Source organism: Cryptosporangium sp. NPDC048952, from assembly GCF_043197895.1.
GTDB lineage: Bacteria > Actinomycetota > Actinomycetes > Mycobacteriales > Cryptosporangiaceae > Cryptosporangium.
In genome coordinates, this window is sequence record NZ_JBICTY010000002.1 from 394,535 (window position 1) to 406,474 (window position 11,940).

Consider the following 11,940-nt stretch of genomic DNA (forward strand, 5'->3'; position numbering starts at 1 on the left):
GGCGTCGCCGCGCCTGATTTGGCGGTGTTACGCGTCAGAACTGTGGATGACACAATCCCATCATAGAATCATGGGATGAATATGGTGCCTGTGTCTCGGCCCACTTCCCTGTCCGATCAGGTGATCGCGACCCTCCGCGCCCAGATCACCTCCGGGGCGTGGCCGGTCGGCTCCCGCATCCCCACCGAATCCGCGCTCGTCGCGCAGCTCGGCGTCGCCCGTAACACCGTGCGCGAAGCGGTCCGGGCGCTGGCCCACAACGGGTTGCTGGACATCCGGCAGGGCTCCGGCACCTACGTGGTCGCCACCAGCGAACTCGCCGGGGTGATGCGGCGGCGCTTCGAACGCGCCCCGAAACGTGACGTCACCGAGTTGCGCGGTGCGCTCGAAGCCACCGCCGCCGGCCTCGCCGCCACCCGCCGCACCACCGACGACCTGCGCAAACTCGACGCGTTGCTGGCCGAGCGGGAACGGGCATGGAGCGAGGGGGAACGCGACGCGTTCGTCTCCGCCGACTCCGCGTTCCACCTCGCGGTCGTGGCGGCCGCCCACAACGAGGTCCTCGGCGAGCTCTATGCCGACCTCGGCGCGGTGATCCGCGAGTCGCTGCGCGAGCATTTCAGCCCGCGGCTGCGCCCCGAGGAGTACATGGACCACGCCCGCCTGCTCGACGCCATCCGCGCCGGCGACCCCACCACCGCTGCCGCCGAAGCCGCCTCCCACACCGACAGCGTGTGCTTCACGTTCTAGCTACGGAACCAACACGGTCTTGCCGCGGCGGGGGCGGGCGGTGTGGGCGTCGGCGGCGCGGGCGAACGGGATGACGTCCTGCAGGGGGATCCGGAAACGTCCCTGCGCGGCGAGGGCGGCCGCGGCCGCCAGACCGTGATGGCCTCCCGGCTCACCGCCGAGCTCCCCGGTCGAGAGCGCCACACCATGCACGGGGCCGCTGAAGTCCGCGAGCGTCAGCACGTGCCCCGGGGCGCCGGTGAGCGCGACCAACGCCGGCAGCGACCCTTTCCCGGCCACGTCCAGCGCCCGGTCGACGCGCTCGGTGACCCGCCCGTCGAGGCCCGGGCCGTAGGCCACCGGGACGGCACCGAGCCCGGCCAGGAACCCGGCGCTGTCGGGGCGTCCCGTGCCCAGCACCCGCAGCCCCCGGGCAACAGCCAACTGCACCACCACACTGCCGACGCCACCCGCGGCGCCGTCGACCAGCAGCGTCCCGCCGTCCGGGGTCGCGAGCCGGTCCAACGCCCGGGTCGCGGTCTCCACGCTCGTCCCGGCCCCACCGGCCTGCTCCCAGGCCCACGACTCGGGCTTCGCCGCCCAGTGCGCCAGCACCGCGAACTGCGCACTGGCCCCACCGAGCCCCGCCAGCGGCACGATCCCGAACACCGCGTCCCCCGGTCCGACACCGGTCACCCCGGCGCCGACCTCGTCGACCACGCCCGCGGCGTCCACCCCCGGAACATGCGGCAGACGCAGACCCGCACCGGCCGGCGATGTCCCGGCGCGCAGCGCCAGATCCACCGGCGACACCCCGGCGGCCTCCACCCGGACCCGCACCTCACCGGGCCCGGCGTGCGGCTCCGGAACCTCACCGAGCCCCAGCACCTCGGGCCCACCGAACCGCTCGTAGCGCACCGCGAACATTCGCACCTCCCGTATCGGAGGCACTACCGTAGGCACGATCCGGAACAACCGATCCGGATCTGGGCGGAAGTGAGAGGAGCGGACGCCACAATGTCTCGCGTCGACGCCGACCGCAACCGCCGGCACCTGGTCACCGTCGCCCGCGACGCGTTCGCCGCCGACGGCCTCGACCTGCCCGTCCGCGAGATCGCCCGCCGCGCCGGCCTCGGCGTCGCCACCGTCTACCGGCACTTCCCCGCCCGCCCCGACCTGCTCGACGCCGTCCTGGCCGAACAGGTCGCCGCCTGCGAAGCCGAAATGACCGACGCGCTCGCCGACCCGGACCCGTGGCGCGCCCTGGAGACGATCGTGCGGCGCTTCGCGCAGCGTCAGATCACCGACCGGGGTCTCAACCAGGCGATACTCGGCGCCCACGCGGCCGGGGCGGCGTTCGCGGCCCAGCGCCGCGCCCACACCGAGGCCGTCGCCGGGCTCGTGGCCCGCGCCCGCGCAGCCGGTCAGCTGCGCGAGGGCGTGACCGTCGGCGACGTCCGCATCGGGCTCCTCGCGATCGCGTCGCTGCGGATGTCCCCGCCGGAAACGCTCCCGGCCGCGATCACCCGTCTCACCGGCACCCTCCTCGCGGGCCTCCGGGCCTAGCGGCGTACCGGGTAGCGCAGGTGCAGCACCCGGTCGCCCTGGATCACCACGTCCGGGTCCGCCAGCAGGTGCTGCGCGTCGACGGACCCGAAGAAGCGCTTCCCGGACCCGAACACCACCGGCACGACGTCCATCCGCACCTCGTCCACCAGGCCCGCCGCGAGTGCCTGACCGCCGACGTCACCGGCGGCGACCTCGACCACACGGTCACCCGCCAGTTCCTGCGCCGTCGCCACGGCCGCCTCGACGCCGCCGACGAAATGGAACGGCGCCGCGGGGTCCCAGCTCTCGGGCGGGGGGCGGTGCGTCACGACGACGACGTGGTCGATGCCGCTCGGCGGGGTGCCGTCCCAGCCGTCGGTGAGGTCGAAGACGTGGCGGCCGGCGATCGTCACCCCGATCTGGTCCCAGTACGCCCGGACGTAGTCGTGGGACGTCTGCGACACCGTCAGCGCGCCGCTCTCGTCCAGCGGGACGTCACCGCTGGTCAACCAGTCGAACAGCGGACCGGGCCGGTCGTTGCCGTCGGCGATGAAGCCGTCCACGGACACCGTGCTGTACAGGACCACTCTGCCCACGGGGCTCTCCTCTGCGGTTGGCGTGCCCCGAAAGTAGCGGGTCGTGGGTGGTTGTTCTTGTACGGAATCAATCGGCCGGCAGCGGCCAGCCGTCCAGCGTGTGGCCGGGGTGTTCGCGCAGGAACCGCCGCCGGACCTCGACGTACCGGGTCGGTGTGAGGCCGGTGAACTCGCGGAACTCGTGGCCGAAGTGGGCCTGGTCGAAGTAGCCGGCGCGACCGGCGAGCGCGCCCCAGTCGACGGGGGCGGTGGGGTCGATCGCGAAGACGGTCGCGGTGAACCGGTAGGTGCGGGCCAGCCGTTTCGGGGTGACGCCGACGAGCGCTTTGAACCGCTGCGCGAGGTGGGTGGTGCTGACACCGGCGGCCACGCTCAGGTCACCGATCGACGCGGCGCCACCGGACTTGGCGATGACGCTGCTCGTGTGGCCGACCAGTCCCAGGCCGTGAGTGTCGCTCAGCCGTCGCACCAGTTCGTCTTCGAGCAACGTCAGCATCGCTTGTGGTCCGTTCGCGGTGGCGAGCCGGTCGCGGAGCTCGGCGACTCCGGCCCGGCCCCACACCTGCTCGACGGTGACCGGCCGGTCACGGAGCTCGGCGGCGGGCATCGGCAGGAACGGCGCGAGTCCCCACGGTTTGACGTGCGCGCCGACCGACCGCGTCCGCGGCGGGTAGCTGAACTCGTAGGCGCGGGTAGGGGTGGTGATCACGCACCCGTCGGCGTACTCGGCGGTCGTGAGGTCGGTGCCGGCGCGGATGCGGAACGGCGCCCCGAGGTTGACGATGAGCAGCGCCGACGGCGCGGGCGGCAGCGTCAGCCGCGGGTACGGCGGGGCGCCGTCCAGGTAGTAGAGGTCGTCGATGAGCCCGTCCAGCGGCGGCCGCGGCACCCTCGACACGTACTCCACGCCCACAGCATCGCCGACGCGTCACCGGCGGAGCGCCCCGGGATGGCCCGCGCGGATCGCGGTGACCGCCGCGGACGGGTCGGGGGCGTAGAACCGCAGCGTGCGGGCCTGCGCGACACGGCCGAGCGGGCGGGTGAACGCGATCGGCCGGGTCAGTTCCACGGTCACTGTCGTCTCGCTGCCGGTGGGCAGCTCCGCTGCGCCGTCCGCGTCCACCCGCCCCAGCCTCGCCCCCGAATACCGACGCTCGGCACGCACCGCACCGATCGCGTCCGCCGGCACCCGGATGTCGAGGAACGCCCCGTACCGCAGCCGCAGCGACCCGTCGGCACCCACCACGTGCGGCCGGACCGTGCACGAGAACTGCACACCCAGCACGAAGTAGATGCCCCACACGTCCAGGACCAGCAGAATCGCGTGCACGACCGGCCACGGCACGATCAGCGCCACCACGAACGTCTCGACGACCGCGGCGAACGCCAACCCGTACATCAACGCCGCCTGCGCCCCGGCATACGGCACCGCCGTGTCCCCGGTGTGCACGTCCCGCGGCCCCCGCCGCGCCACCCACCGCACCACGTCGGTGAGCATCACCGCCTCGTGCCGCACCAACCGCACCAGCCCAGTCACCGCAACCTCCCACCCTTTCGATCCCCGTCACGTCCATACGAGCCCGGCGCATCACCGTCGGCCCAGCCGCGCGTGTCCGAGGCGCCGACCGACCCGCCATCGGCGCCACCGCCGTCGGCCTCGACACGCAGCAGGCCGATCGCCCGGCGCACCGCGGCGACCTGCGCCGGCGCGAACTCGGCGAACAACGCCGCGGTGAACCCGTCCCGCCGATGCAACTCGTCGTCGCCGGGCAGCTCCAACCCGGCGACCACACCCACGGGCACCGCCGCCGCGATCGCCCGCGCCGTCCCCTCGACCCGCGGATCGTCGACCGCGGCGTCGACCAGCGCGTCCAGCTGCTCGTACACCCCGTACACCCGCCCGGCCAGCGACGGATCGGCCTCGGCGGCCGCCACGATCGCCTCCAGCGGCCCCCGCTCGGTCACGGGCAGACCGGTGTCGAGCAACGCCAGCAACTCCCGCTCCTTCGCCGCCGACGCGGGTTCGGGCCCGCCGCGCGCGGCGGCGGCCTGCGCCATCCGCCCGAACAGCACCGCCAGGTCGTCGGAGACCGGCGCGTGCGCGGGCAGCGCCCCGTCGTCGGTCACCTGCCGCAGCAACCGCCCGAGCCGCGCACGGCGGGTCCGCAGCAGGTCCTCCTGCCGCGCCAGGTCCGCGTCGAGTTCGACGAGGATCTCGGCCAGGTCGCGTCCGGAGTCGTCGGCGAGCACGTCCCGGACCTCGTCGAGGCTGAGCCCGAGCTCGGTGAGGCGCCGGACCCGGCACAGTTCGACCGCGTCGCGCAGTGAGTACTCGCGGTACCCGTTGGACTGGCGCGCGGGCTCGGGGAGCAGCCCGATGCGGTGGTAGTGCCGCACCGCCCGCGTAGTGACGCCGGCAACGCCGGCGAGTTCTCCGATCCGCATGCCCCCAGTAAAAACCTTGCCGCCACGACAAGGTCAACCGTTGAATTCGTTACGTTAGGACAAAACGTTCAAGACGAAACGCAGGAGATAACGAAGTCCGATGCGGGGAGTGCAAGGTTCCGATAGGGTTGATTAAAGGCACCTTTCGATCCGGACGAAATGGCCAGGGGGCTAGGTCTCACATGGAAGCCGCGACTAACGAAACTGCGGTCGTCCGCACGGCCGACGCGGCTGGACTCGCCACCGACATCGACCGGACCATTTCCGAGGAGACAGCCCTCCGAATCGCCAGGGCCACTCCCCCGAACACCGTCCGGGCCTACACCGCCGACCGCGCCGCGTTCCGCCGATGGTGCGCCCTCGTCGGTCGGACACCACTCCCCGCGACCCCGGAGACCGCCGCTGAGTACGCCACGTTCCTCGCCCTCGGTGGAGCGCTGCAGGAGGACGGATCGCGCAGGGGGCCCGCCGCGCCGCGCACCATCGAGCGCGCGCTCTCGGCGATCCGCACGGAACACCGCGAGAACGGCTACCACGATGAGCCCGACCTCGGTGGCGCGCGGCGCATCATCATCGATTACCGCAGGGAACGCGCACACAATGGTGTACGTGACCGGCAGGCCGCCGCCATCACCGCCGAGGATGTCCGTGCCATGGTGGAGGCATGTGATCCCGAAACCCTGGCGGGGACACGCGATCGTGCGCTGATTGTTCTCGGGTTCAGTCTGATGGTGCGTCGCTCTGAGCTGATCGCTCTGAACACGGTGGGCGACATCGACGAGAAGCCGGGCGGTGTCGACGTACTGATCCGGTGGTCGAAGACGGACCAGGAAGCACGTGGCGTCAAGATCGCGGTGCACTACGGATCCAATCCTCAGACGTGTCCTGTTCGGTTGCTGCAGGCGTGGCGCGAACGTCTCGCCGTGGTTCGTCCCGAGGAGGGACCACTGTGGATGCCGATCGACAAGAAGGACCGGCTCCCGCACATGCCCGGCTACTGCGGGAAACCAGGCAGCGGCCGTCTGACGGGTAAAGCGGTCGGGATCATCCTGCGGGATGCCGCCCGGCAAGCGGGGGTGAGCACCGAGGCTCTCTCGGCTCACTCGCTTCGCGCAGGGGGTGCCACCGCCGCCTACACCGCCGGCAGCGACCTGCTGGCGATTTCGCGGCGTGGTCGCTGGAAGGACGGCTCTCCAGTCCTTCTCGGTTACATCCGTGAGAGGGACCGCTGGGAACATGACCCCATGTCCGGAGTGCTCTGATCCCGTCGTGACCTCAGAAGGTCGCCCCATACCCCCCAGATAGAGCGGAGGCCGCGCGGTGCCTACTCCGCGCCACCACGTTGCCCGGCGCGGAGTACCCGCCTGGCGGAGACGCTGCCGACGGCAAGCGTGATCGCGGCGCAGCTGGCGACCACGGCGAAGATCACCGACCAGGGGGCACTCGTCCGGACGGCGTCGCTGACCGGGCTCAGGGCCACGTGGACGGCGATCAGCGTGCTCGCCGTGAGCCCGAGGCCGAACGCCGTACCGGTCACGATGACAGTGAGCCCCTCGCGCCGCACCAACGAAATGACCTGGCGCCGGGTCGCACCGATCCGGCGGAGCGCGCGTAGCTCACCGGCGCGGTCGCTGACGGCAACGAGCTGGGTGTTGGCGACCGCGACCGCGGTGTAGACGAGCGCGACGCCCAGCAGCGCGAGCAGCGAGAGCCGGTTCAACCGGTCGAACTCCTCATCGAGAGTGACCAGGTGCGACTTCACGGTGACCACGGTGCCGAGCGGTGCGGCGGCGGCGCCGACCGCGTCCCTCCCGGCGTTCGGCTTGAGCGCGAGGTACACCGTGTCCGGTACCGGCGTCGCGGAATGAGCGCGCGCGAGGTCCCACGACAAGAAGACCTCAGGCAGACCCAAACGGTCTTCGACGACGGCGGCGATCCTCAGTTGCGCGGTCCCACCGTCGCCCATGCCGAGGGCGACGTTCTGTCCGACCCGCCAGCTGTGGGCCGCGGCCATCGATGCGGAGACGCCCGCAGCGCCGTCGACGAGGTCGTCGAAGGAACCGGAGGCCACGGGCACGCGCAGGACATCGGGTAGCGCAGCGCCGTCGACGAACCAGGCGGTGTGCTCCCGTGCCGCGTCGTCGACCTCGTCGAACACGCTCGTGGCCTTGACCGGGGCGGCAGCCGCGACGCCGGGCAGGTCGCGGAGCCGGTTCGCACTTTCGGACGGCAGGCGAGCAGCGCCGGCGGGGACGACCATCAGGGACGCGGTCACCTGGTGGCGGAGGTCGGCCGCCTCCGCAGCGGAGATCGTGGTGGTACCCGCCAGCGTTCCCCCGGCCAGGCCGATGGTGACGAGCACCGGGGCGATGCCGGACGCGTAGCGCCGGGGTTCGAAGCGCGCGCTCGCTCTGGCGAGCAGCGCGATCGGACCGCGGCCGATCGTGGCGAGCCGATTGACCGGCCGCATCAGCACCGGCAGCAGCAGCGTCGTGCCCAGAATCAACAGGATCACGACGATGAGGAGGTACGCGGCTCCGGCCGGACCGGACATCAACCGGGACACCGCGACAGCCCCGGCGAGGCACACCGCCCCGGACACCCATCGGACGACGTCACGAGCGGCGCCACGCCGTTCGACCATGGCCTCGCCGATAGCCTCCACCGGGCGGATCCGCCCGGCCCGCCGGGCTGCCCACCCCGCCCCGGCCACAGCGACGAGGAGGCCGACGAGATACGCGGCAACCAGGGGCCACCAGACTAAAGCCGTGGTGAACCCGTCCGGCGCGAGGCCATGTCCGGCCAGCCAGGCGGCTGCCGCAGAGGCGCCGGAGACACCGAGGACTATCCCAGCCAGCCCGCCCGACGCGCCGACCAGCACGGCCTCGCTCAGTACCAGGCGGCGGACCTGGCCAGGCGTCGCTCCCGTCGCACGGAGCAGCGCGAGCTCGCGCCGACGCTGCGTGACCGTGAAGAGGAACGTGCCGGCCACGATGTAGACGGTCACAAACCCAGCCAGCCCGGCGATGCTGCCGGTCAGCGAGGTGGCGGCGATATAGAGCCCGGCCTCGGCGTCGAATTCGGCGCCTCGGCGGTCGTCGCCGGTCAGTACCCGGAGCCTCGGGTAGCCGGGAAGGGCGGAACGGACCTCTGCGGCGAGTGCGGCCGGGTCGACGCTCGGTCGGGGGACCAGTGCGATCGCCACGATCCGGTGATGGGACAGCCGCGCGGCCAAGGCGTCGCTGACGTAGAGCGCGGGGATCGCCGGGGACTCGAGGATGCCGCTGACCGTGAGCCGCTGCGGCCCATCGGTCGTCGCCACCGTCACCACTTGGCCCACTCGCGCCTCGGTCGGAGCCGTGAGCACGACCTGCTCTGCGTCGCTCGGTGGGCTACCCGTAACGAGCGTGCCGGGATGCAACGCGCTGGCGGCCCAGGGGTGGGCCTCGGTCGCCGGACCGAACTGTGCGTAGCCGGCGCGGTCGACGACGACGGCCGACACGCCGTCGACCCGGGAGAGCGCGGTGACGACATCGGCCGGGACGGTGCCTCGTTCGTCGGGCGGTAGCGCCGGATCGGCTGCGCCTGGCCCGGCCCGATCGGGTCCGGCCACGACCACCGAGGGCGCGACGTACCAACGCGGCGGCGCTTCGCCGCCGCGTAACGCGGCGGCGAAAATCAGCCCCGCCGTCGCGAACATACCGACTCCGAGCGCCAACGCGAGGAATGAACCGACAGAACCCGTCCATCGCGCCCGTAGCGTTTGTGCGGCGATGTCGATCATCGGGCACCGTCCCACCCTGCCACCCGCCGGGCGATCCACTCGGGAGTCACCCCGGCTTCCTCACCCGCCACGCGTCCGTCGGACAGAAAGACCACCCGATCGGCGCGGGCCGCGGCGACCGGGTCATGGGTCACCATGATGACGGTCTGGTGGTGATCGTCGACCAGGGATCGCAGCAGGCTCAGCACCTCCCGGCCGCTGTTCGAATCGAGCGCGCCGGTGGGTTCGTCGGCGAAGACAATGGCCGGTGCGGTGACCAGGGCACGGGCGATCGCCACCCGCTGCTGCTGGCCGCCGGACAGCTCGCTCGGGCGATGACCGACCCGATCGGCCAGGCCGACGGTGGCCAACGCGGCCCGGGCGGTTGCCGGCACCGGACGTAGGCCGGCGAGCCGAAGCGGCAGAGTCACGTTCTGTTCAGCCGTCAGGGAGGGCAACAGATTGAACGCCTGGAAGACGAACCCGATTCGCTCCCGGCGAAACAGCGTCAGCTCGGTCTCGTTCAATGCGTTCAACAGCACGCCGTCGATCGTGACGTCACCGGACGTGGGCCGATCCAGGCCGGCAGCGCACTGCGCCAGAGTGCTCTTGCCGGAGCCCGACGGGCCCATGATCGCCGTGAAGGTGCCGGGCGGGAAGTCGAGCGTGACTCCGTCCAGCGCCGGAACGGTGACGCCGCCGGCGCCGTGGATCTTGCGGAGATCGACGACCCGCACCGCGGGTTCAGTAATCATGCGGTCCACTGTGGCGATCGCCCGGGCCCGAATTCACCATCGCAGGCACGAACATGCGGGGTAACGCCAGGTTGACTGACACCGCCGGTCCCGGCCCGTAGTGTCGGAAGTCACGATGACCACTATGGCCTTGACCAGCGATCCGCTGCGCTTCCTCACCTCGTCGTGGCCGTGGCGGTCGACTGCCTACCTGCTCACCAGCTGGATCGTCGCCATGGTGTGGGTGTCCGCCACCGCGCTGCTGCTGATCGTCCCGGCGTTCGGCCTCGCCCTGCTCCTCGGTGGCATTCCACTGGCCGCGTTCGAACGCCGACGCCTGCGCCTGATCGACCCGGCCCAGCCGGAGTCCCCCCACGTCCGGCCGCCCAGGCCTGGCTTCTGGGCTTGGCTGAGCACCAGGTTCCGGGAGGCGACGACCTGGCGTGAGCTCGGCTACGCCGTCCTCTTCTCGCTGGTGCTGGCCTGGGTGGACGCCATCGTCGGGCTGCTGGTGGCCTGTGCGCTCTACCTCATCGCCTTTCCGGTGCTGGTATCGGTGATTCCCGAGTATCAGCCGGAGCTTTTCGGCCTGATTCCGGCCCGGCGACCCGAGGCGCTGCTGGCGACGGTCGCGGGCCTCGCGTTCCTCCCGGTGACGCTCTATCTGGTCACCGCCTTTGCCTCGTGCCGCGCGAGACTGACCCGCCACTTCCTCGTCAGCCGCCGGGCGGACGCCGACCGTCGGGTGCGGGAGCTCTCTCGGTCGCGGGAGCGGATCCTGGACGCCATGGACGCCCAGCGCCGGCGTATCGAACGTGACCTCCACGACGGCGCCCAGCAGCGACTCACCGGCGTGATCATGACCCTCGGCAGGGCGCGGCTCCAGCTCGCCGCCGCTCCGGGACCGGCGCGTGAGACGGTCGAGGACGCCTATCAGCAAGCCCGGTCGACGCTGAGCGAACTGCGTGAACTCGTGCACGGGATTCATCCGCAGGTGCTCACGAACCGGGGTCTCTCCCCCGCCGTCATCGAGGTCGCCGAGCGCCTCGGAATCCCGGTCGGCGTGCGCATCGACCTTCCACACCGACCGCCGGAGACCGTGGAAGCCGCCGCGTGGTTCGTGATCAGCGAGGGCCTCACCAACATCGCGCGGCACAGCAAGGCCGATCGGGCCTGGATCTCCTGCACCTACGTGGACGGTATGGTGATCGTAGAAGTCGGCGACGACGGGTTGGGCGCCGCCGACCCGGACCACGGCACCGGACTTCACGGCCTGGGTGACCGGGTGTCGGTGCTGCGTGGCCGGATCACGCTGGACAGCCCGGTCGGCGGACCAACCGTGCTGCGAGCCGAGCTGCCATGCGACTAGTACTCGCCGAGGACGCCGCCCTGCTGCGTGAGGGGCTCGCCCTCATCCTCCGCGAGGCCGGGCACGACGTCGTCCCGGTTGCGGACGTCGACGGACTGCTCGCCGCGGTCGCAACCCGACCTCCGGCGGCGATCATCACCGACATCCGGATGCCACCCGACTACCGCGACGAGGGACTCCGGGCCGCGCTCCGAGTCCGCCGGGACCATCCCGGTCTTCCGGTGCTCGTCCTGTCGCAGTACGTCGAGCACACCTATGCGGCGGAACTCGTGACGATGGGCGGTGGCGTCGGCTACCTGCTCAAGGATCGTGTCGGCGACATCCCCGAGTTTCTCGCCGCCCTCGAGGACGTCGTGGGCGGCGGCACCGTGATCGACCCGGAGGTCGTGCGCAGGTTCCTCGGCCGACGCACCATGCAGGCTCCGCTGGAACGCCTCACGCCCCGTGAGCGTGAAGTCCTGGCGTTGATCGCGGAGGGGCGGGGCAATACCCCGATCGCCCAGCACCTCGGCGTGACCGACGCCGCGATCGCCAAACACGTCAACAACATCTTCGCCAAGCTCGACATCCCGCCCGACGCGGACGGCCACCGGCGAGTCCTCGCGGTCCTCGCGTATCTGCGGCACGACTCGCCGGACGGGTGGCCTCATCGCCGCCGCTCGTGATGCTGCCCCGCGAGATCGCGCGCAGCGCCAGCACCCATCGAGAGCCCGGTGCGGGTCACATTGGTACGACAGGACCGGTGGCTAGGATGCC

12 protein-coding genes are annotated in these 11,940 nt (G+C 71.6%); 5 read left to right on the forward strand and 7 right to left on the reverse strand.

From position 1 onward, the window contains the following. The first annotated feature begins 81 nt into the window (after positions 1 to 81). A complete protein-coding gene (locus tag ACGFY5_RS10040; RefSeq protein ID WP_392720459.1) occupies positions 82 to 750 on the forward strand; it encodes a FadR/GntR family transcriptional regulator in 669 nt (222 codons plus the stop codon). On the opposite strand, the gene ACGFY5_RS10045 is transcribed toward ACGFY5_RS10040, so the two are convergent. After that, complete coding sequence (locus ACGFY5_RS10045) at positions 751 to 1,656, reverse strand: NADP-dependent oxidoreductase (protein WP_392719233.1); 906 nt, start codon at positions 1,654 to 1,656, stop codon at positions 751 to 753. It abuts the gene before it with no gap. 90 nt (positions 1,657 to 1,746) lie between these two features. Between ACGFY5_RS10045 and ACGFY5_RS10050 the strand changes: the two genes are divergently transcribed. Continuing rightward, positions 1,747 to 2,295 (forward strand): TetR/AcrR family transcriptional regulator, encoded by a 549-nt coding sequence (locus tag ACGFY5_RS10050; protein ID WP_392719234.1) that lies wholly within the window; start codon positions 1,747 to 1,749, stop codon positions 2,293 to 2,295. On the opposite strand, the gene ACGFY5_RS10055 is transcribed toward ACGFY5_RS10050, so the two are convergent. The 4 genes from ACGFY5_RS10055 to ACGFY5_RS10070 form a co-directional block, all read right to left on the reverse strand. After that, positions 2,292 to 2,873, reverse strand: a complete 582-nt coding sequence (locus tag ACGFY5_RS10055; RefSeq protein WP_392719235.1) for a dihydrofolate reductase family protein — start codon at positions 2,871 to 2,873, stop codon at positions 2,292 to 2,294. The genes ACGFY5_RS10050 and ACGFY5_RS10055 overlap by 4 nt on opposite strands. A 67-nt stretch (positions 2,874 to 2,940) precedes the next feature. Beyond that, entirely contained in the window at positions 2,941 to 3,786 is an 846-nt protein-coding gene (locus tag ACGFY5_RS10060) for a helix-turn-helix domain-containing protein (RefSeq protein WP_392719236.1), read from the reverse strand. 15 nt (positions 3,787 to 3,801) lie between these two features. Next, positions 3,802 to 4,410, reverse strand: coding sequence for a hypothetical protein (locus ACGFY5_RS10065; RefSeq protein ID WP_392719237.1), 609 nt, complete (start codon positions 4,408 to 4,410; stop codon positions 3,802 to 3,804). After that, positions 4,407 to 5,318, reverse strand: coding sequence for a MerR family transcriptional regulator (locus ACGFY5_RS10070; RefSeq protein WP_392719238.1), 912 nt, complete (start codon positions 5,316 to 5,318; stop codon positions 4,407 to 4,409). Before ACGFY5_RS10070 ends, ACGFY5_RS10065 begins: the two co-directional genes overlap by 4 nt. Before the next feature lie 128 nt (positions 5,319 to 5,446). On the opposite strand from ACGFY5_RS10070, the gene ACGFY5_RS10075 reads away from it, so the two are divergent. After that, positions 5,447 to 6,580 (forward strand): tyrosine-type recombinase/integrase, encoded by a 1,134-nt coding sequence (locus ACGFY5_RS10075; protein WP_392719239.1) that lies wholly within the window; start codon positions 5,447 to 5,449, stop codon positions 6,578 to 6,580. A gap of 62 nt (positions 6,581 to 6,642) precedes the next feature. On the opposite strand, the gene ACGFY5_RS10080 is transcribed toward ACGFY5_RS10075, so the two are convergent. Beyond that, a complete protein-coding gene (locus tag ACGFY5_RS10080; protein ID WP_392719240.1) occupies positions 6,643 to 9,018 on the reverse strand; it encodes an ABC transporter permease in 2,376 nt (791 codons plus the stop codon). Between the two features lie 80 nt (positions 9,019 to 9,098). Then, positions 9,099 to 9,833: an ABC transporter ATP-binding protein gene (locus ACGFY5_RS10085; RefSeq protein WP_392720462.1), complete on the reverse strand. Its 735-nt coding sequence runs from the start codon at positions 9,831 to 9,833 to the stop codon at positions 9,099 to 9,101. Between the two features lie 127 nt (positions 9,834 to 9,960). Between ACGFY5_RS10085 and ACGFY5_RS10090 the strand changes: the two genes are divergently transcribed. Further along, entirely contained in the window at positions 9,961 to 11,184 is a 1,224-nt protein-coding gene (locus tag ACGFY5_RS10090; protein WP_392719241.1) for a sensor histidine kinase, read from the forward strand. Next, positions 11,175 to 11,849: a response regulator gene (locus ACGFY5_RS10095; protein WP_392719242.1), complete on the forward strand. Its 675-nt coding sequence runs from the start codon at positions 11,175 to 11,177 to the stop codon at positions 11,847 to 11,849. The genes ACGFY5_RS10090 and ACGFY5_RS10095 overlap by 10 nt, the downstream gene beginning before the upstream one ends. The last annotated feature ends 91 nt before the right edge of the window (positions 11,850 to 11,940 follow it).